Source organism: Bradyrhizobium sp. U531, from assembly GCF_051710265.1.
Classification (GTDB): Bacteria; Pseudomonadota; Alphaproteobacteria; order Rhizobiales; family Xanthobacteraceae; genus Bradyrhizobium.
In genome coordinates this window covers 15947-35604 of the sequence record NZ_JASVEN010000014.1, presented here as the reverse complement: position 1 = coordinate 35604, position 19658 = coordinate 15947, and the positions used below count along the sequence as shown (strand labels likewise).

The following is a 19658-nucleotide window of genomic DNA, read 5'->3' as shown; positions in this document are numbered from 1 at the left end:
TGAGTCCTCGATAGGTCGCGGCGTACTGGATGCCCCGGTCAAGCCGGGGCATGACAGTGAATGTGTGGCTACTACCCCTTCCTCCCCACCCGATACCCCGCAGCCGGATGCGGCGTATCCAGCCGAGCGCGACCATCGCCGAACAGTTTTTCGCGCAGCGTACCCTTGGCGTATTCGCTCTTGTACCGTCCGCGCTTGGTCAGCTCCGGCACCAGCATGTCGGAAATGTCCTCGAAATCGCCGGGTGAGATCGCGAACGCAACGTTGAGGCCGTCGACATCTGTCTTCTCGAACCAGTCCTCGATCTTGTCGGCGACGCTTTCGGGCGTGCCGACCACGACCGGACCGGCGCCGCCGATGCCGACATGCTCGATGACGTCGCGGACGGTCCAGACGCGATCGGGATCGCCGCGGGTGACGTTGTCGAGCGCGCTGCGGCCGGCATCGTTCTGGACGTGTCGCACCTGCTGGTCAAGCTCGTAGCCGGAGAAGTCGATGCCGGTCCAGCCCGACATCAGCGCCAGCGCGCCTTCCGGATTGATGTGCGAGCGGTAGTCGGCATATTTCGCCGCCGCTTCCGCTTCGGTATTGCCGAGGATGATCGTCATCATGTTGAACATCAGGATCTCGGCCGGGTCGCGCCCGAACTTGGCGGCTTCTTCGCGGATCGCGGAGACGCGCGGGGCGATGATCTTGGCCGACGGTCCCGACATGAACACGCATTCGGCGTGCTTGGCCGCAAACTGCCGGCCGCGCGGCGAGGTGCCGGCCTGGTACAGCACCGGCGTGCGCTGCGGCGACGGCTCGCTGAGATGGATGGTGTTGTTGATGCGCCAGTTCGCACCCTCGTGATTCACGCGATGAACCTTGCTGGGATCGGTGAAGATGCCGCGCTCGCGGTCGCGCACCACCGCGTCGTCTTCCCAACTGCCTTCCCAGAGCTTGTAGACGACTTCCATATATTCGTCGGCGATGTCGTAGCGGTCGTCGTGCCCGGTCTGCTTGTCCTTGCCGGCGCCGCGCGCGGCGCTGTCGAGATAGCCGGTGACGACGTTCCAGCCGATCCGCCCCTCGGTGAGGTGATCGAGCGTCGACATCCGCCGCGCGAACGGGTAGGGCGGCTCGAAGGAGAGGTTGCTGGTGACGCCGAAGCCGAGATTTTGGGTCACGGCGGCCATCGCCGAGAGCAGCAGCAGCGGCTCGTTCGACGGGGTCTGTGCCGCGTTGCGCAACGCCGCGTCAGGGCTGTTGCCATAGACGTCGTAGACGCCGAGCACGTCGGCCAGGAACAGCCCGTCGAAACGGCCGCGCTCCAGTGTCTTGGCGAGATCGATCCAGTAGGGCAGGCGGTTATATTCGGCGGTGCGGTCGCGCGGATGGGTCCACAGGCCCGGTGACTGGTGCGCGACGCAATTCATCGCGAAGGCGTTGAGCCTGATCTGCTTGGCCATGCTTGTTCCCCGGCGCCCTGTACTGAGCGCTCTTCGAATGATAGATGTGCGCCCCAATCTGGCGAAGTTCTTGCATATCGCTTGCGCTTGGCAAGGCCAAAATCAGCGGCGTTCCCGCTCTTGGCAAGCCAATCTCAAGAGAGCAAGAACGAAATCGCAAGAGCTAACGAAGAACTGTCCAAGTCCCCGCCACTTTCGACGGCCAGTGTAGCCCGCTAGGTTCGCCCGCCTCGAGACCTTGAAAACGAAAGCAATGACCAGAGCCGACGCCATCGCCCGCGCCCGCGACGATTTCAGATCCGGCGCATTCCTCGCCGAGCTCGACCGCCGCGTCGCCTTCAAGACCGAAAGCCAGAATCCGTCACGCGGCCCCGAGCTGCGGGCCTATCTGGAGCAGGAGATGCAGCCGGCCTTTGCCGCGCTCGACTTTACCAGCCGCATCGTCGAATCCCCCAGCGGCAAGGCGCCGTTCCTGTTCGCCGAGCATCACGAGAGCGCATCCGCCCCCACCGTGCTGGTCTATGGCCACGGCGACGTCGTCGACGGCATGGAAGGCGAGTGGCGTGACGGCCGCGATCCCTGGCGCACCACGGTTGCAGGCACGCGGCTTTATGGCCGCGGCACCGCGGACAACAAGGGCCAGCACAGCATCAACATGGCTGCGCTCCGCGCGGTGCGCGAGGCCCGCGGCGGCAAGCTCGGCTTCAACGCGAAATTCATCGTCGAGATGGGCGAGGAGATCGGCTCGCCCGATCTCGGCAAGGTTTGCGACCTCAATCGCGACACGCTCAAGGCCGATCTGTTCATGGCGTCCGACGGGCCGCGCCTGTCCGCCGACCGTCCGACGCTATTCCTCGGCTGCCGCGGCGGCATCCGCATCCATCTGGATGTGAACCTGCGCGACGGCGGCCACCATTCCGGCAATTGGGGCGGCGTGCTGGCCAATCCGGCGACCATCCTGGTCAACGCGATCTCCACACTGGTGGACGGTCATGGCCGCCTCCAGCTCGAGGCCCTGAAGCCGCCGAGGCTCACCAACCAGATCCGCTCCTATCTCGCCGACGTGCAGGTGGTGCCGGGCGCCGACGAGCCCGCGCTGGCCGAGAATTGGGGCGAGGAAGGATTGTCGGCCGCCGAACGGCTCTACGCCTGGAACACGCTGGAAGTGCTGGCGATGTCGTCGGGCAACATCGAGAAGCCCGCCAACGCCATTCCCGGCCACGCCAATGCCGTGCTGCAGCTGCGTTTCGTGGTCGGCACCAAAATCGACGGGATGATCGAGGCGATCCGCGCCCATCTGACCGAAAAGGGCTTCCCGATGGTCGAGGTGCGGGCGGCGCAGAGTTTTGCTGCATCGCGCACCGATTTCGACAGCCCTTGGATCAAATGGGCGGCGGATTCGGTGAAAGAAACCACCGGCAAGGCGCCGGCGGTGCTGCCGAATTTCGGCGGTTCGCTGCCCAACGACGTCTTTTCCGAGATTTTGGGCCTGCCGACGATATGGGTCCCGCACTCCTATCCTGGCTGTTCCCAGCATGCGCCCAACGAGCACATCCTGCTGCCGCTGACCGAGGAGGCCTTGACTGTGATGGCCGGGCTGTTCTGGGATCTCGGCCAGTTGCCGAAACCCCTGGCTTGAGCCGTTAACCTGAGGCGCGATCCAGCCAAAAGTCACATTCTAATCCGGGCCGATATGTGCTTGCATCCGGCCGCATCATCCTGAAAGGGGAAAGACGAAGTGAAACATTTCCGTAGCATTGGGCTCGCGCTCGCCGCGACCTTCGCCGTCAGCCAGGCCGGGGCCCAGGAGCTGACCGGCACGCTGAAGAACATCAAGGACACCGGCGCCATCACGCTCGGCTTCCGCGACTCCTCGATCCCGTTCTCCTATCTCGACGACAACCAGAAGCCGGTCGGCTTCGCCATGGACATCTGCTACAAGATCGTCGATGCCGTGAAGAAGGAGCTCAAGCTCGACAAGCTCGAGGTCAAGCTCAACCCGGTGACCTCGGCGACGCGCATCCCCCTGATGGCCAACGGCACCATCGACCTCGAATGCGGCTCGACCACCAACAACGCCGAGCGCCAGAAGCAGGTCGCCTTCACCAACACCCACTTCCTGACCGCCAGCCGCTACGTCTTCAAGAAGTCGAGCGGGTTGAAGTCGATCGACGACCTCAAGGGCAAGACCGTGGTTTCGACCGCGGGAACGACCAACATCAAGCAGCTCACCGAAGCCAACGTCGCCAAGAGCCTCGGCGCCAACATCATCCCCGCCAAGGATCACGCCGAAGCCTTCCTGATGGTCGAGACCGACCGCGCGGTCGCGTTCGTCATGGACGACATCCTGCTCGCCAGCCTCGTCGCCGGCTCGAAGACGCCGGATGACTACGTCATCTCCAAGGACGCGTTCTCGAAGCCCGAGCCCTACGGCATCATGCTGCGCAAGGACGACGCGGCCTTCAAGAAGGTCGTCGATGCGGCGACCGCTGCGGTCTACACCTCCGGCGAAGGCCAGAAGATCTACGAAAAGTGGTTCACCGCCAAGATCCCGCCGAAGGGGCTGAACCTCAACACGCCGATCTCGGCCGAGCTGAAGAACGAGTTCGCCAAGCCTTCCGACTCGCCGAACCCGGACGATTACAAGTAAGATACAACCTCGATCTTTCGATCGGGATCATGTCCGGCCACTCTTGACACCAGGGTGGCCGGACATTTGCATAGGCGCCCAGGACGGATACAGACTTACTGAACGAGACTATCTCAAGTCGGCTCTGACGGGCGCGTTCGCGCGGGGGACACGTGAACTACAACTGGAACTGGGGAATCTTTTTCCAGCCGAACCCGATGGGGACCGGCACCTATCTCGACATGCTCTTGTCGGGCCTCGTGCTGACCCTCAAGACCGCGGCGCTGGCCTGGGTCATCGCGCTGATCACCGGCTCGCTGGTCGGCGTGATGCGCACGCTGCCGTCGAAGGGGGCGAACTGGTTCGGCTTCGCTTACGTCGAATTCTTTCGCAACATGCCGCTGCTCGTGCAGCTGTTCCTGTGGTTCTTCGTGCTGCCGGAGCTGCTGCCGAAGGCTGCCGGTACATGGCTGAAGCAATTGCCGAACGCGCCGTTCTGGACGGCCGCGATCGGTGTCGGCTTCTTCATGTCGGCTCGTGTAGCGGTGCAGCTGCAGGCCGGTATCGGCTCGCTGCCGCGCGGGCAGAAGATGGCCGCAACGGCGCTAGGCCTGACCACCGCGCAGGGCTATCGCTATGTGCTGCTGCCGATGGCGTTCCGCATCATCCTGCCGCCGCTGACGTCCGAGTTCCTCAACACCATCAAGAACACCGCGGTGGCCATCACCATCGGCCTGCTGGAGCTGACCGGCCAGGCGCGCTCGATGCAGGAATTCTCGTTCCAGGTGTTCGAGGCCTTCACCGCCGCGACCATCCTCTATCTCCTCGTCAACGCCGTCGTCGTGACCGCGATGCGCTTCCTCGAGCGCTGGGTCGCGATCCCCGGCTACATCACGGGGAAATAGGCGATGCTCAGCAATTTCGATTTCGATGTCATCCGCCGCGCGCTGCCCTATCTGTTCTTCGAGGGCATGACCTTCACGCTGACGCTGACCGGCCTTGCAGCGCTCGGCGGCCTCATCTTCGGCACGGCTCTCGCCTTGATGCGGCTCTCCGGCTTCAAGGTCCTCGGCCGCATCGCCGGGATCTATGTCGATTTCATGCGCTCGCTGCCGCTGGTGCTGGTGATCTTCTGGTTCTACTTCCTGGTGCCCTATATCGGGCAGTGGGTGACCGGCGCCTCGCGCCCGATCAGCGTCGGCGCGTTCGCGTCTTCGCTCATCACCTTCATCATGTTCGAGGCCGCTTACTTCTCCGAGATCATGCGTGCCGGCATCCAGTCGATCTCGCGCGGGCAGCCGGCCGCGGCCAGCGCGCTTGGCCTGACCTACGCCCAGACCATGCGCTACGTCGTGCTGCCGCAGGCCTTCCGCAACATGCTGCCGGTGCTGATCACGCAGACCATCGTGCTGTTCCAGGACACCTCGCTGGTCTACGTCCTGTCGATCACGGACTTCCTGGGCGCGGCGAGCAAGGTTGCGCAGCGCGACGGGCGTCTCGTCGAAATGTACCTGTTCGCGGCCGTCGTCTACTTCACCATTTCCTGTATCGCGTCTTTCGGCGTTCGCCGCCTGCAGTCGCGCATCGCCATCATTCGCTAGGGCTCTCCGCTCATGATCGAAATCAGCCACGTCAACAAATGGTACACGCCGAGCTTCCAGGTGCTGACCGATTGCACCACTGGCGTCGCCAAGGGCGAGGTCGTCGTGGTCTGCGGTCCCTCGGGCTCGGGCAAGTCGACGCTGATCAAATGCGTCAACGCGCTGGAGCCGTTCCAGAGCGGCGAGATCACGGTCGACGGCACCAAGGTGCATGATCCCAAGACCAACCTGCCGAAACTGCGCTCGCGCGTCGGCATGGTGTTCCAGCACTTCGAGCTGTTTCCGCACCTCAAGATCATCGACAATCTCTGCCTCGCGCAGCAGAAGGTGCTGGGGCGCCCGCACGACAAATCGGTCGCCAAGGGCATGCAGCTGCTGGAGCGCGTCGGCCTGAAGGAGCAGGCGCAGAAGTTTCCGGCGCAGCTCTCCGGCGGCCAGCAGCAGCGCGTCGCCATTGCGCGCGCGCTCGCGATGGATCCGATCGTGATGCTGTTCGACGAGCCGACCTCGGCGCTCGATCCCGAAATGGTCAGCGAAGTCCTCGACGTCATGGTCGATCTCGCCCGCGAAGGTATGACCATGATGGTCGTGACCCACGAGATGGGCTTTGCCCGCAAGGTCGCCAACCGCGTGATCTTTATGGACCGCGGCGAGATCGTCGAGGACGCCCCGAAGGACGATTTCTTCGGCAAGCCGCGCAGCGACCGCGCGCAGAAGTTCTTGTCGAAGATTCTATCGCACTAAGCACCGCTGTCATTCCGGGCTGCGCCGAAGGCGCAGGCCCGGAATTCATCGGGCGGCAATACCCGGAGTGGAATGGATTCCGGGCTCATTCGCCTTGCGAATGCCCCGGAATGACGGATCGAGGGTTTATCGCGCTCGCCAAATCTCCTATACCGATCGGTAAATTACCCATCCCCCAGGAGACCTGCCTTGGACTCGATCGCCTACGTCAACGGCTCATTCGTCCCGCTCTCGGAAGCCAAGATCTCGGTCCTCGATCGCGGCTTCCTGTTCGCCGACGGTATTTACGAGGTCTCGGCCGTGCTGGACGGCAAGCTGGTCGACAATGCCTCGCATCTGGCGCGCCTGGAGCGGTCGGTCGGCGAGATCAAGTTGAAGCTGCCGGAGACGGTCGAGCGCATCACCGAGTTGCAGAAGGAGCTGATCGCGCGCAACAAGCTGGAGAACGGCCTCGTCTATCTCCAGGTGACGCGCGGCGCCGACAAGGGCCGCGACTTCCCGTTCCCCAAGGCCGACGTCAAGTCGAGCCTCGTGATGTTCACCTCGGAAAAGGACATCATTAACGCCGCCTCAGCCAAGACCGGCATCAACGTCATCACGGTGCCCGATATCCGCTGGGAGCGCCGCGACATCAAGAGCGTCGCCCTGCTGGCGCAGGTGCTGGCGAAGCAGGCCGCGGCGGAAGCCGGCGCCGGCGAGGCCTGGATGCTGCAGGACGGCCATGTGACCGAAGGCGGCTCGTCCACGGCGTTCATCCTGACCAAGGACGACGTCATCGTCACGCGCCAGAACTCGAACGCGATCCTGCCGGGCTGCACCCGCAAGGCCGTGATCGCGCTCGCCGAGGAGCGTCAGCTCCGTGTCGAGGAACGTTCCTTCACGGTCGCCGAGGCGCTCACCGCCAAGGAAGCCTTCATTACCTCGGCCTCGGCGTTCGTTCAGCCGGTGGTGGCGATCGACGGCAAGAGCGTCGGTAACGGCAAGCCCGGCCCAATGGCCACACGGCTGCGCGAGATCTACGTGGAGTTCGCCAAGGCGACGGCGGTCTGAGCCGGGCGCCCGGCTGTCATCGGCGGGCTTGAGCCGCTCACACAGGTGTCATCGCCCGGCTTGACCGGGCGATCCAGTATTCCAGAGACGCTTGTTGTTGAATCGGGAGGCCGCGGCGTACTGGATGCCCCGGTCAAGCCGGGGCATGACAGTCGAGAGCTTGGAGAAATTCGTGACTCCTCAAGCCCTCCTCACGCCGCCGACGCCTTCACCTTCACCGGATGGATCGCACGGAACGCGATGGCGATCCTGTTCCAGGCGTTGATGGCGCCGATCAGCATCGTCAGGTTTACCGTCTCCTCGTCGGAGAACTGCGCGCGGATCCCCTCATAGACGTCGTCGGGCGCGTGGGTCTCGGCAATCAGCGTGACCGATTCCGTCCAGGCCAGCGCCGCGCGCTCGCGCTCGGAATAGAGCGGTGATTCACGCCAGGCATTGAGCAGGTAGATGCGCTGCTCGGTCTCGCCGCGCTTGCGGGCGTCCTCGGTGTGCATGTTGATGCAGAAGGCGCAGCCGTTGATCTGCGAGGCCCTGATCTTGACGAGTTCGATCAGCGACTTCTCGATCCCGGTCGACTGGATCTGCGTTTCCAGCGCCATCAGCGCCTTCATCGTGTCGGGGGCGGCCTGGTAGAAATTCATGCGGGGCTTCATGGTCGTTCTCCTTGCTTCCTAGGGTTGGGGTCAGTGGGCGCCGCCGGCAGAGGTCTGGCCGGGCCTCTTCAGGAAGAGGGTGGCGATAAGGGCCACGATCAGCGCCATGCCGAGCAGATAGAAAGTGTCGCTGAAGGCGAGGATATAGGCCTGCTTCTGCACGATATGGCCGATCGCGACATAGGCGCGATGCACGGCGTCTGCGCGATCGAGCACGCCGTGATTGACGAAATACTGCGTGAGCTGCTCCAGCCGGGTGCGGGTGGCCTGCTCGAACACCGAGACCGACTGCATCAGCACGTTGGAATGATACTGCTCCCGCTTGGTCAGCAACGTTTGCAGCACGGCGATGCCGACGGCGCCGCCGAGATTGCGCATCATGTTGAACAGGCCGGACGCCGAGCCTGCGTTCTCCGGCTCGATGCCTGCGGTCGCGACCGCGGACAGCGGCGCCATTACCAGCGCCTGGCCGATCGCGCGCACGACATTGGGCCATAGCAGCTGGTCGGCCGCATAGTTGCCGGTCATGGTGACGTTCATGAAGTTGGAGGCCGCGAACAGCACGAAGCCGACGCCGATGATGATGCGCGCATCGAACTTCTGCATCAGGCGCGGCACCAGCGGGATCAGCAGCAGTTGCGGCAGTCCGGTCCATGCCAGCACCATGCCGATCTGCTCGGCATTGTATCCCTGTATGCGCGCGAGATATTGCGGCAGGATGAACACCGAGCCGTATAGCGCGATGCCGAGCAGGAAGTTCGCGAGCACGCCGAAGCCGAAATTGCGGCGGACGAGCAGGCGCAGATTGAGCAGCGGCTTCTGCACCGTCAACTCGATGATCAGGAAAGCAATGAGCGCCACGGCCGCGATCACCGACAGCTTGACGATGAAGGGTGAGCCGAACCAGTCGTCCTTGTTGCCTTCCTCCAGCACCGTCTGCAGCGCCGACAGACCGATCGCCATGGTGATGATGCCGGCCCAGTCACCCTCGCGCAGCAGCGCCAGCCTCATCGGCTTTGCCTCGAGTGCGTACCAGAGCATGCCGACCATGATCGCGCCGGGCGCGAGGTTGACGTAGAAGATGTACTCCCAGCCGAAATTCTCGGTGAGATAGCCGCCGATGGTCGGGCCGATCGCGGGGGCAAATGTCGCGGACAGCGCGAACAGCGCCAGGCCGACCGGCTGCTTTCCGCGCGGCAGCAACGTGATGATCAACGTAAAGGCCATGGGGATCAGGACGCCGCCGGTGAAGCCCTGCACCGCGCGCAGCACGATCATCTGCGACAGATCCTGGGCGAGCGCACAGGCCGCGGAGAGAACCAGGAACAGGATCGCGTTGGTCAGGAGGTAGATGCGGATCGAGAACACTTGTGCGAGCCAGCCTGAGAGCGGGATCACGACGATCTCGGCGACCAGATAGGAGGTCGAGATCCAGCCGCCGTCGTCGATGCCGGCGCCGATCGCGCCCTGGATGTCGGCGAGCGAGGCGTTGACGATCTGGATGTTCAGCACGGCCATGAAGGCGCCGAGCGTCGCGCCGATTACGGCAATCCACGTCCTTGCGGGCACGGCAGGCGTGGACGCTGCGGCAGGACGGGGGAGGCTGGAGGCGTTTATCGTCGGTTGAAGTGTGCTCATGGCAAGTCTCGTCTCTGATGGAGAGAGGAGGAAGCGGGAGGGACCATCCGGCGCGCTGATCGCCGCGCCGGCTTTCGATCCCTAGCCGCCGTTCGGGCGAGCGGTGTTGTCGGCGAGACGCTTCGCCGTCTCGTGTTCGGCCAGCACCGTGCTCTTTGTGTCGACCGTCGGCACCGCCGACATGCCGGGGCGCAACAGACCGGTCAGGCCGTGATCATCGAGCACGATCTTCACGGGGACGCGCTGCACGATCTTGGTGAAGTTGCCGGTGGCATTGTCAGGCGGCAGCAGCGCGAACTCGAGTCCGCTGGCCGGCGAAAGACTGTCGACATGGCCACGCAGCGTGCGATTGCGAAAACTGTCGACGTGCAGCTGGACCGGTTGCCCGGGGCGCATATGCGTGAGCTGGGTCTCCTTGAAGTTCGCGACGACATAGACCGCGTCGAGCGGCACCACGGCCATCAGTTGCGTGCCGGCCTGCACATATTGGCCGACGCGCAAGCTGCGCGCGCCGACCGTGCCGTCGACCGGCGCCGTAATCTCGGTGTAGGACAGGTTCAGCTCTGCCTGCTGGGCAACGGCGCGTGCACGTTCGAGCTGCGCGGTGGCTTGGGCGCGCTGGGTCGTGAGCACGTCGACCTTGCGCTGCGCAGCCATCAGCCCCGATCTGGCGTGCTGCAGCTGTGCGTTGCTGGCCCGCAGCGCTGCATCGGTCTGCTGCGCACGCTGGATCGTGCCCGAGCCGGTCTTCATGAGATCGTCGTAGCGCGCACGCTCCTCCTGCGCGAATTTCAGATTGGCCTCGGCGGCGGCAACATCGGCCGTGCTCTGCGCGATGACCGGCTGTTGCAGATCGAGCTGGGCATCGATGTTGCGCACTGAAGCTTCAGCTGCGGCGACATCGGCGCGCGCCTGGTCGAGAGCCGTCTTGAAGTCGCGGTCGTCGATCCTGGCCAGCACCTGGCCTGCCTTGACCGCCTCGTTGTCGCCGACCAGCACCTTTGCGATGTAGCCGGACACTTTCGGGGCGATGATCGTGGAGTCCGCCTTCACATAGGCGTCGTCAGTCGATTCGAGGTAGCGGCCGGTCTTCAGATAGTCGTAGCCGTAGTACCCGGCGGCCGAGACTCCGAGCGCCAGGACAAGGCCGAGAGCCGCTCGCTGAATCGCCTGGCGGGATAGGCGAGGGGCAATTTTTTTATTGGTTTCAACGGCATAAGAAGCGTTCGACATGGCATCCTCGGATCTGCAACGTCCGTTTCGGCGGTACGTGTTGCGCTGCCTGTAAATGCGCTGTCCCGAGGCTTGTGATAATCATTTAAAAAATGGAATGATTATCCAGTATTAGTGGATAATCGGGTTCAGGGTCATGGATCGCTTCACGGGTCTTACCGCCTTCGTCCGGGTCGTCGAGAATGGCGGCTTCTCCGCCGCCGCCCGGCGGCTCGACATGTCGACGACCATGGTCAGCAATCACGTTCAGGCGCTGGAGGATCGGCTCGGCGTCCGCCTGCTCAACCGCACCACGCGAAAGGTGAGCCTGACGGAGGTCGGCAAGGCCTATTACGATCGCGCCACGCAGATCCTTGCCGATCTCGAGCAAGCCGACGACATCGCGAGCGAATTGCAGTCCGTCCCCCGCGGCACGCTGCGCGTCCACGTCGCCACGCACATGGTGCCCTTCGTCGCGCCGGTGGTGGCGCAGGTGCTGTCGACCTATGCGGAGCTCAAGGTCGATCTGCGCATGGGGGAGGCTGACGTCGACCTCATCGAGGAAGGCTATGACGTGGTTCTGCGGATGACGCCGCCGCGGGATTCCAGCCTGATCGTGCGCAGTCTCGCCACCTGGCGCCACGTGCTGTGCTGCTCGCACGATTATCTCGAGAGGCACGGCCGCGTGCAGACGCTCGCGGAGCTCTCCGCGCATAATTGCGCCCGGCATTTGAATTATCCATTCGGCGACGAATGGCGCTTTCTCGATCGCAAGGGTACGCCGGCATCGGTGCGCATCTCGGGCAGCTTCATCACGAACAGCGGGGAAGCGCTGCGGGAGGTCGCACTCGAGGGGGCTGCCGTGTGCCTGATGGCTGGGTTTCTCGTTCAGGACGATCTCGAATCAGGTCGGCTGGTCCGGTTGCTGCCGGACTATCGGACCGTCGAACTGTCCATGAATGCTGTCTATCCGCATCGTCACAATCTGTCGGCAAAGGTCAGAACCTTCATCGACATGCTCGTCGATCACAGCGCCGAGCAGCAGAAGCTGATCAATCCCTATTCGTGAGGTGCTGCGGTCAGGCGGCCTTGGCTGTAACGGGCCTTGTCAGACGGGATTCGACCTCCGTCTTTACCGATCCGATTGCGGCCTCTTTCACCGGTCCATAGCCGCGGATGTCCATGGGAGCCTTGGCGGCGGCAACGAGATCCGCAAGACGTGCGGCGTCGAGCTCGCCGAGCATCCGGTCGATGACGCCTTCATACCACGCGATCAGCTCGCGCTCGGTGCGTCGTTCCGCCGTGTAGCCGAACGGATCGAACGGCGTGCCGCGCAGTCCCTTCAATCGCGCGAGCAAGGCAAGCGGCGTCTGGATCCACTGGCCAAAGGCCCGCTTGCGCGGACGTCCGCGTGCGTCGCGCCCCGAGGGAAGAAGTGGCGGGGCGAGATGATATAGGACGCTGAATCCATCCTCGAATTCACGCTTCAACTCGTCGAGGAAGCCACTCTGCATGTGCAGGCGCGCCACCTCGTATTCGTCCTTGTAGGCCATCAGCTTGAACAGGGCGCGTGCGACGGCCTCGGTCAGCGCCTCGCTGTCCAGCGCCGCTTCGGCATGGCGGACCCTTGCGACGGTCGCGCGATAGCGTGCCGCATAGCTGGCGTCCTGATAGGCGGTGAGAAAGTCGGCGCGCCGGTCGATGATCTGGTCGAGTGTTTCGATTGTGGCCGGCTCGTTCTGCTTCGGCAGGAAGTCCGGATCGGACGCCGCGATCCGGCCCCAGGCGAAGGCCTGCTTGTTGCGTTCGACCGCAACGCCGTTGAGCTCGATCGCGCGCAGCAGCGCGGCGAGCGAAATCGGGACCAGCCCGCGCTGCCAGGCAAAGCCGAGCATGATGATGTTGGCATAGACGGCATCGCCAAGCAGCCGCTCGGCCAGCGCGTTGGCATTGATGGTGCCGAGATTATGCTCGCCGATGACCTGCCCGATCGCGCGCAGGCGGGCAGGGGAGGCGAGGTTGGCATCGCGGAAACGGACCACGTCGCCGGTCGGCATCTCCGCGGTGTTGACCGCGGCGCGTGTGCCCCTGCCATAGGTGCCCGAGGCCTTCGGCGAGGAGCTGACCACGAGATCGCAGCCGATCAGTGCATCGGCCGCGCCCTGGTCGATGCGGACCTGGTGCAGTGCTTCCGGCGAAGCAGCCAGTCGGATATAGCTCAGCACAGGCCCGAACTTCTGCGCAAAGCCAGTGAAGTCCAGCACCGAAACGCCGCGGCGTTCGAGATGCGCGGCCATGCCGATCAGCGCGCCGACAGTGATCACACCGGTGCCGCCGACGCCGGTCACGAGCAGGTCGTAGGGGCGATCGAGCGTAACGGAGGCGGGCAAGGGAAGCGTGGCCGCACGGGTAACCGCGTCGATCTGGCTCGCGCTCTTCTTCCGGCGTGTGGCGCCCTCGACGGTGACGAAGCTCGGGCAGAAGCCGTTGAGACAGGAGAAATCCTTGTTGCAGGACGAGAGATTGATCTGGCGCTTGCGGCCGAACGGCGTCTCTTTCGGCTCGACGCTGAGGCAGTTCGATTCCACCGAGCAGTCGCCGCAGCCTTCGCAAACGAGATCGTTGATATAGGCGAAGCGCCTGGGATCAGCCATCTGCCCGCGCTTGCGCCGGCGCCGCTTCTCCGTGGCGCAGGTCTGCTGATAGATCAGCACCGAAACGCCGGAAACCTCGCGCAGCTCGCGCTGCACGGCGTCCATCTCCTCGCGGGGGTGGATGGTGACGCCGGCGGGCAGGTCCGTGGGGTTGAACTGCGCGGGATCGTCGGAGACCAGCGCGATGCGCGTCACACCTTCGGCGCGGACGCTGTGCGCGATCGCATGGACGCTGACCGGGCCGTCGACGGGCTGGCCGCCCGTCATAGCCACCGCGTCGTTGAACAGGATCTTGTAGGTGATGTTGGCCTTGGCGGCGATCGCCTGTCGGATCGCCATCGAGCCCGAGTGATAATAGGTGCCTTCGCCGAGGTTCTGGAAGATGTGCTTCTTGCCGGTGAACCGCGACGATGCCGCCCAGTTCACGCCCTCGCCGCCCATCTGGATCAGCGACGAGGTCTCGCGGTCCATCCAACTCGCCATGAAATGGCAGCCGATGCCGGCCAGCGCCTTCGATCCCTCGGGCACTTTCGTCGATGTGTTGTGCGGGCATCCCGAGCAGAAATAGGGCGTGCGCGTAGCGCCCGCGACGTTGATGCTGCGCGCGGCCTCCGGCATCAGGGCAGCCGCGCGTGCCGCGAGATTAAGGCCCGGAAACATCGGGTCGAGCCGGCGCGCCAGCACGCCTGCGAGCGCGCGAGGCGACAATTCGCCGATCCAGGAGATCAGCCTTGCCCCGGTTTCGTCGTGCTTGCCGACCATGCGCTCGGGTTTCGCGCCGGGGTAGTCGTAAAAATACTCCTTGAACTGGCTCTCGATGATGCCGCGTTTCTCCTCGACCACGAGGATCTCGCGCTTGCCTTTCACGAAGGCCATGGCGTCATGCAGCGCCAGCGGCCAGACCATGCCGACCTTGTAGACGTCGATGCCGATGCTGCGGCAGGCGGCTTCATCCAGGCCCATCAGCCGCAGCGCCTCCATCAGGTCGAGATGCGCCTTGCCCGTGGTGACGATGCCGTAGGTCGCATCCTTGATGTCGTAGATGTGGCGGTCGATCGGATTGGCCTTGGCGAAGGCGTAGACCGCGTGCTTCTTGGCCTCCAGCCGTTCCTCGATCTGCGGGCCGGGCAGATCCGGCCAGCGATAGTGCAGTCCACCCGGCGGCGGCGCGAAGTCCGGCGTGAGGAAGGTGCGCGGGGGACGCAGCGCGACCGAGGCGCCCGACTCGACGATCTCCGAGATCGCCTTGAAGCCGACCCACATGCCGGAGAAGCGGCTGAGCGCATAGCCATACTCGCCGAACTCCAGATACTCGCTGACGCTGGCCGGATGCAGCGTCGGCATGAACCAGCTCATGAAGGCGACGTCGGACTGGTGCGGCATCGAGGAGGAGACACAGCCGTGGTCGTCGCCGGCGACGACGAGCACGCCGCCATGCGGCGAGGAGCCGTAGGCGTTGCCGTGCTTGAGCGCATCGCCTGAACGGTCGACGCCGGGCCCCTTGCCGTACCAGAGGCCGAACACGCCATCGACCTCGCGATCTCCTTGCGTCTCCACCTGCTGCGAGCCGAGCACGGCGGTCGCAGCTAAGTCCTCGTTGACGGCGGGCAGAAACTCGATGCGGTCCCGCTTCAGCCGTTCCTGGATGCGCCAGAGCTCGAGATCGACGCCGCCGAGCGGCGAGCCGCGATAGCCGGAGATGAAGCCCGCGGTGTCGAGCCCCGCAGCGCGGTCGCGCCTGACCTGATCGAGCGCGATGCGGACGATAGCCTGCGTGCCCGTCAGGAAGACGCGGCCCTCCTCGCGGTCGTAGCGATCCGAGAGCTCGTAGGCATCGAGTGATGGAATGGCGTCCATGGCGGACCTCGCGCAGCACGTGGCCTGATCGCGGAAGGTTATGCCTGGGACGCTGGTAGGTCTTACCTATTCATCCCATCGGACGCCGAAATTCGGTAGAATTTTGCAAATGATGGTCAAATTTGGTAGATTTTCCTGAATTGCGAGGCCGCCATGATCGAAGACCAGGACAGCCGGATTCTCGCCTGCCTCCAGAAGGATGGGCGGGCCACCAACCAGCAACTCGCGGGCGAGGTCGGCATGTCCACCTCGGCCTGCTGGCGCCGTGTGCGTGCGCTGGAGGAAGCCGGCGTCATCCAGGGCTACGCGGCGCTGGTCGCGCGCGAGCAGGCGGGCTTTGCGATGTCCGCGATTCTCCACGTCTCGCTGGAACGGCACGACGCGAAGTTCGTCGACGAGTTCGTCGCGCGGGTGACCAAGCGCCGCGAGGTGCTGGAGTGCTTTGCGACCACGGGCGACGCCGACTATCACTTGCGCGTCGTCGTGCAGGACATGGCGGCCTATAACCGCTTCCTCGACGAGTTCATGTTCCGCATCCCCGGCATCCGCTACGTCCGCAGCAACGTGGTGCTGAAGGAGATCAAGACGAGCGTGGCACTGCCGTTTTGAAGGAGCCTTCGTAGGATGGGTAGAGCGGAGCGAAACCCATCGAGATCTATCCGGGCCGACTGCAGATGATAGGTTTCGCTCCGCTCTACCCATCCTACGAGAGCTACCGCTACTCCCGCACGAACCTGTTCCGCAAAGTCCCCACACCGCTGATGTCGATCTCCACGACGTCGCCGTGCTTGATGTCGGGCGAGGCGCCATCGGTGCCCATCCAGATCACGTCGCCGGGCCACAGCGTAAAATATCTGGTCAGCTCGACTAGGAACGGCACCACGCCGAAGATCATGTCGTTCGTGTGGAAGCGGTTGGTCTCCTTGCCGTTGACCCGGACCACTGTTTCCATTGTATCGAGATTGGCCTCGGTCTCGATCCAGGGGCCCATCGGCTTGAACGTGTCGGCGTTCTTCGCGCGCCACAGGCCGCGGTCGGCCTTCTGCCAGCTGCGCTCGCTGACGTCGTTACCGACAGTGTAGCCGAACACGCAATCCATCGCGTTCGCCTCGGTGAGATGCTTCACCTTCTTGCCGATGACGACGGCGAGTTCTCCCTCGTAGTGGATCTTCTCCGTGGCGAAGGACGGGATCACGACGTCCTCGTCATGCGCGATCAGCGCATTCTGAGCGCGATAACCGATCTCGGGCCGATCAGGCACGGCCGGCACGGTGCCGGCCTTGTCGGCGGCCTCCTTCAGGTGCTTGAGGTAATTCAGCCCGACGCAATAAAACGTGCGCGGGATCAGCGGCAGCTCGATCTTGACGTCACTGAGCGGATGCATGCGCGAGCTGCGCTGCCATTCACTGAACGGATCGCCATCGACCGCGACGACCTGATCGCCCTCGATGATCCCCCAGGAAGTCTTGCCTGAAGCCGTGAATTTCAGCCAGCGCATGTCGTGCCCTCGTCTCTATTCCGCGGCATCGCGCGGTTGTGCTTTCCAGGCGCCGGCCGCCGGCCGTTTCAGCCCGAGATTTTCCCGCAGGGTCTTGCCGCGATAATCCTTCTGGAATAGGCCGCGGCGCTGCAGCTCGGGCACGACGTGCTGGACGAAATCGGCGTAGGAGCCGGGCACATAGGTCGCGGCGATGACAAAACCGTCGCAGCCGCGCTCGACGAACATTTCCTCTAGTTTGTCGGCGATCTCCTTGGGGCCGCCGACCATGGCGTCATGCACCTGACCGCGGCCGGAGAAGGTGACGAAGTCGCGCGCGCTGGGGTTGCTCTTGCCTGAATTCTTCAGCACGCCGTCGCGGATGCCGAGGATGCCCTGCATGCTCTTCAGCTCGTCCGTCGTCAGCGGCTCGTCCAGGTCCTTGGAGGCGAAGTCGTAGTTGAGCGCCTCGGCGAGCAGCGACAGCGCATCGATCTCGAGCGGCAGCTTGTTGATCAGCGCCATCCTGTCCTCGGCTTCGGTCTTGGTGGCCGCGCAGACCGGCGTCGTCAGATTGCAGAGGAACATCTGGTCGGGATCGCGGCCTGCCTTGGCGGCTTCGTTGCGCACGGCCGCATAACCCTCCTTGGCGGCAGCGAGATTGCGCGCGGCCGTGAAGATCACCTCGCCCCAGCGGCCGGCAAAGCGCTGGCCGCGGCCGGAGGCGCCGGCCTGGATGATCACCGGGTGACCCTGCTGCGAGCGCGGCACGGTGAACGGGCCGCGCGACTTGAAGGCCGCGCCCTTGTGATCGAGCCGTTTCACCTTGGCTGGATCGGCAAAGCGGCCGCTTTGCTTGTCCATGATCAGCGCACCATCCTCCCAGGTGTCCCAATGGCCGAGCACGACCTCCATGAACTCGTCGGCCTTGTCGTAGCGGGAGTCATGCTCAGGATGGGAGTCGCGCCCCATGTTGAGCGCCTCGCCGTCGTTCAGCGAGGTGACGACGTTCCACCCGGCGCGTCCGCCGGACATGAGATCAAGCGTCGCAAAGCGGCGTGCAACGTCGAACGGTTCGTAATAGGTGGTCGAGCAGGTTGCTCCGAGTCCGAGCTTGTCGGTGACCATGCCCATCGTGGTCAGCACGATCAGCGGGTCCATCTTCACGCAGCGGATGCCGTATTCGACGGTATGGGCATGATCGTTGCCGTAGCGGTCGGGCATCGCGAGGCGATCGTCGAAGAAAGCCATGTGGAATTTGCCGGCTTCGAGGATCTTCGCGATCTCCTGATAGTAATCCGCGGACATCGAATCATCGCGGGAGTCCGGATGCCGCCAGGAGCTCGGCAAATTGGTGCAGTTCTGCGCCTGGAGGAAGCCGACCAGGACCATCTGTCGCGTCATGCTACTGTTCTCCTGATGCCGTCAGCCCAGATCGAGCACGGTGTCGAGCCTGTATCCGCGCGCCAGCGCGCGCAGTTTTTCCCAGGTGGCATCCTCGATCTCGATGCCGTCGCGCAGGCGTTGTTGCTCACGCAGGCCCTCGATCTCGCCGGGATAGTAGACGCCCTTGCTGCCCTCGGAGGGCGGCGTCGATTTCAGATAGTGCGCGAACTCCGCGACCTCGCGCCTGAACTCCTTCAGCGGGCGGAACGCGGCGACGTTGAACACGGCCATGAAGCAGCCGTCATTGTGCCGCCCCGTCGGCTCGACGCCGAAGCCGAGGCCGGTGAGCAGGCCGCACAGCACCTCGACCATGGCGGCGAGGCCACTGCCCTTGTAGCCCTCGGTGCCGCCGAGCGGTAGCAGCGCGCCGCCCTTGCGATATTGCGTGGGATCGGTGGTGTGCCTTCCATCGGCGTCGATGATCCATCCCGTTGGAATCTCTTCGCCACGTGCGACGGCAAGCTGGATCTTGCCGGCGGCGACCGCCGAGGTCGCCATGTCCAGATAGAACGGCGCGTCGAGATCCGACGGCACTGCGATCGAGATCGGGTTGGTGCCGAGCCGCGCCTCCTTGCCGCCGAACGGCGCGACGTGCTTCGGCGAGCGTCCGGAGTCCGCCGTCGCGATCCCGATCATGCCCTCGCGCATCGCCATCAAGGGATAGGCGGCGAGGCGGCCGACATGGCTCTGCCGGAACACGGTGCAGGCGGCGACGTTCGCCGTCTTCGCCTTGTCGATCGTCAGCGCCATGGCCCTGGCGTTGACGTGGAAGCCGAAACCCCAGTGGCCGTCGATCACGGTCGTGGTCGGCGTCTCCTGGACGATGGACCATTTCGCGCCGGGCACGATGTGGCCAGCCTTGATGCGGTCGATATAGGTGGGAACGGCGATCACGCCGTGCGAATCGTGGCCCGCGAGATTGGCGTTGACGCAACCACTCGCGACCGCATCGGCTTCTTCCTCGGAGGCACCGGCGGCGCGGAGCAGGGCGGCGCTGATGCGCGTGAGACGATCGGCCTTGACGATCGGCATGGCGTTCCCTCGAGGTCATTGCCCTTGGCGGGCGTTGGTTGTTGAAACCATCGTCTCAAAGCGCCGCTGCGATATCAATCTCTCGTAAACCAATACAGGGCTGCAAATTCGTAAAGAGCGCGCCTTGGGTCGGGGATTCGTCCCGCGTGGCGGTATTTTCGTTGGTTTGGCGCGGGGCGTTCGCAGCTCGTTCACTTTGATTGTGGGTTTGCAG

General features: G+C 64.1%; 16 protein-coding genes. 8 read left to right on the top strand and 8 right to left on the bottom strand.

Annotated elements, in window-relative coordinates:
• Nucleotides 1–71 precede the first annotated feature (71 nt).
• Entirely contained in the window at nt 72–1451 is a 1380-nt protein-coding gene (locus QRQ56_RS36665) for an LLM class flavin-dependent oxidoreductase (protein ID WP_438746538.1), read from the bottom strand.
• A 253-nt stretch (nt 1452–1704) separates the two neighbouring features.
• On the opposite strand from QRQ56_RS36665, the gene QRQ56_RS36660 reads away from it, so the two are divergent.
• The 6 genes from QRQ56_RS36660 (at nt 1705) to QRQ56_RS36635 (ending at nt 7475) form a co-directional block, all read left to right on the top strand.
• A complete protein-coding gene (locus tag QRQ56_RS36660; protein ID WP_438746537.1) occupies nt 1705–3090 on the top strand; it encodes a M20 family metallopeptidase in 1386 nt (461 codons plus the stop codon).
• Nucleotides 3091–3189: 99 nt separating this feature from the next.
• Complete coding sequence (locus tag QRQ56_RS36655; protein ID WP_438746536.1) at nt 3190–4101, top strand: amino acid ABC transporter substrate-binding protein; 912 nt, start codon at nt 3190–3192, stop codon at nt 4099–4101.
• 152 nt (nt 4102–4253) lie between these two features.
• A complete protein-coding gene (locus QRQ56_RS36650; protein WP_438746533.1) occupies nt 4254–4985 on the top strand; it encodes an amino acid ABC transporter permease in 732 nt (243 codons plus the stop codon).
• A gap of 3 nt (nt 4986–4988) precedes the next feature.
• The gene (locus QRQ56_RS36645) at nt 4989–5681 is read left to right on the top strand and encodes an amino acid ABC transporter permease (protein ID WP_438746532.1); all 693 of its coding nucleotides are present in this window, start codon (nt 4989–4991) and stop codon (nt 5679–5681) included.
• 12 nt (nt 5682–5693) lie between these two features.
• Nucleotides 5694–6425, top strand: a complete 732-nt coding sequence (locus QRQ56_RS36640) for an amino acid ABC transporter ATP-binding protein (RefSeq protein ID WP_438746530.1) — start codon at nt 5694–5696, stop codon at nt 6423–6425.
• Between the two features lie 189 nt (nt 6426–6614).
• A complete protein-coding gene (locus QRQ56_RS36635) occupies nt 6615–7475 on the top strand; it encodes a D-amino-acid transaminase (protein WP_438746528.1) in 861 nt (286 codons plus the stop codon).
• Between the two features lie 191 nt (nt 7476–7666).
• Here the strand turns inward: QRQ56_RS36635 and QRQ56_RS36630 are convergent, their stop codons facing one another.
• The 3 genes from QRQ56_RS36630 to QRQ56_RS36620 form a co-directional block, all read right to left on the bottom strand.
• Complete coding sequence (locus tag QRQ56_RS36630; protein WP_438746526.1) at nt 7667–8128, bottom strand: carboxymuconolactone decarboxylase family protein; 462 nt, start codon at nt 8126–8128, stop codon at nt 7667–7669.
• Between the two features lie 30 nt (nt 8129–8158).
• A complete protein-coding gene (locus QRQ56_RS36625) occupies nt 8159–9766 on the bottom strand; it encodes an MDR family MFS transporter (RefSeq protein ID WP_438746524.1) in 1608 nt (535 codons plus the stop codon).
• 81 nt (nt 9767–9847) lie between these two features.
• A complete protein-coding gene (locus QRQ56_RS36620; RefSeq protein ID WP_438746523.1) occupies nt 9848–10999 on the bottom strand; it encodes an HlyD family secretion protein in 1152 nt (383 codons plus the stop codon).
• A 136-nt stretch (nt 11000–11135) separates the two neighbouring features.
• On the opposite strand from QRQ56_RS36620, the gene QRQ56_RS36615 reads away from it, so the two are divergent.
• On the top strand, nt 11136–12047 hold the full coding sequence (locus QRQ56_RS36615; protein ID WP_438746522.1) for a LysR family transcriptional regulator: 912 nt from the start codon (nt 11136–11138) through the stop codon (nt 12045–12047).
• A 10-nt stretch (nt 12048–12057) separates the two neighbouring features.
• Here QRQ56_RS36615 and QRQ56_RS36610 read toward each other — a convergent pair whose 3' ends face one another.
• The gene (locus QRQ56_RS36610; RefSeq protein WP_438746521.1) at nt 12058–15489 is read right to left on the bottom strand and encodes an indolepyruvate ferredoxin oxidoreductase family protein; all 3432 of its coding nucleotides are present in this window, start codon (nt 15487–15489) and stop codon (nt 12058–12060) included.
• 153 nt (nt 15490–15642) lie between these two features.
• Between QRQ56_RS36610 and QRQ56_RS36605 the strand changes: the two genes are divergently transcribed.
• Complete coding sequence (locus QRQ56_RS36605) at nt 15643–16098, top strand: Lrp/AsnC family transcriptional regulator (protein WP_438746520.1); 456 nt, start codon at nt 15643–15645, stop codon at nt 16096–16098.
• Between the two features lie 109 nt (nt 16099–16207).
• Here the strand turns inward: QRQ56_RS36605 and QRQ56_RS36600 are convergent, their stop codons facing one another.
• From QRQ56_RS36600 to QRQ56_RS36590, 3 genes are read right to left on the bottom strand one after another with little or no spacing between them, the layout of a single operon-like run.
• Entirely contained in the window at nt 16208–16987 is a 780-nt protein-coding gene (locus tag QRQ56_RS36600) for a fumarylacetoacetate hydrolase family protein (protein WP_438746518.1), read from the bottom strand.
• 15 nt (nt 16988–17002) lie between these two features.
• Nucleotides 17003–18370 carry an LLM class flavin-dependent oxidoreductase gene (locus tag QRQ56_RS36595; protein WP_438746517.1) on the bottom strand — a complete coding sequence of 456 codons (1368 nt, stop codon included), beginning with the start codon at nt 18368–18370 and terminating at the stop codon, nt 17003–17005.
• Between the two features lie 21 nt (nt 18371–18391).
• Nucleotides 18392–19444: an Ldh family oxidoreductase gene (locus tag QRQ56_RS36590; RefSeq protein WP_438746516.1), complete on the bottom strand. Its 1053-nt coding sequence runs from the start codon at nt 19442–19444 to the stop codon at nt 18392–18394.
• Between the last annotated feature and the right edge of the window lie 214 nt (nt 19445–19658).

Excerpts from the sequence above, each read along its gene's own strand:
- QRQ56_RS36660 (WP_438746537.1), top strand. The coding sequence starts at position 1,705 with ATGACCAGAGCCGACGCCATCGCCCGCGCCCGCGACGATTTCAGATCC.
- QRQ56_RS36605 (WP_438746520.1), top strand. The coding sequence starts at position 15,643 with ATGATCGAAGACCAGGACAGCCGGATTCTCGCCTGCCTCCAGAAGGAT.
- QRQ56_RS36630 (WP_438746526.1), bottom strand. The coding sequence starts at position 8,128 with ATGAAGCCCCGCATGAATTTCTACCAGGCCGCCCCCGACACGATGAAG.
- QRQ56_RS36590 (WP_438746516.1), bottom strand. The coding sequence starts at position 19,444 with ATGCCGATCGTCAAGGCCGATCGTCTCACGCGCATCAGCGCCGCCCTG.
- QRQ56_RS36600 (WP_438746518.1), bottom strand. The coding sequence starts at position 16,987 with ATGCGCTGGCTGAAATTCACGGCTTCAGGCAAGACTTCCTGGGGGATC.
- QRQ56_RS36610 (WP_438746521.1), bottom strand. The coding sequence starts at position 15,489 with ATGGACGCCATTCCATCACTCGATGCCTACGAGCTCTCGGATCGCTAC.
- QRQ56_RS36625 (WP_438746524.1), bottom strand. The coding sequence starts at position 9,766 with ATGAGCACACTTCAACCGACGATAAACGCCTCCAGCCTCCCCCGTCCT.
- QRQ56_RS36645 (WP_438746532.1), top strand. The coding sequence starts at position 4,989 with ATGCTCAGCAATTTCGATTTCGATGTCATCCGCCGCGCGCTGCCCTAT.
- QRQ56_RS36595 (WP_438746517.1), bottom strand. The coding sequence starts at position 18,370 with ATGACGCGACAGATGGTCCTGGTCGGCTTCCTCCAGGCGCAGAACTGC.
- QRQ56_RS36620 (WP_438746523.1), bottom strand. The coding sequence starts at position 10,999 with ATGTCGAACGCTTCTTATGCCGTTGAAACCAATAAAAAAATTGCCCCT.
- QRQ56_RS36665 (WP_438746538.1), bottom strand. The coding sequence starts at position 1,451 with ATGGCCAAGCAGATCAGGCTCAACGCCTTCGCGATGAATTGCGTCGCG.
- QRQ56_RS36615 (WP_438746522.1), top strand. The coding sequence starts at position 11,136 with ATGGATCGCTTCACGGGTCTTACCGCCTTCGTCCGGGTCGTCGAGAAT.
- QRQ56_RS36640 (WP_438746530.1), top strand. The coding sequence starts at position 5,694 with ATGATCGAAATCAGCCACGTCAACAAATGGTACACGCCGAGCTTCCAG.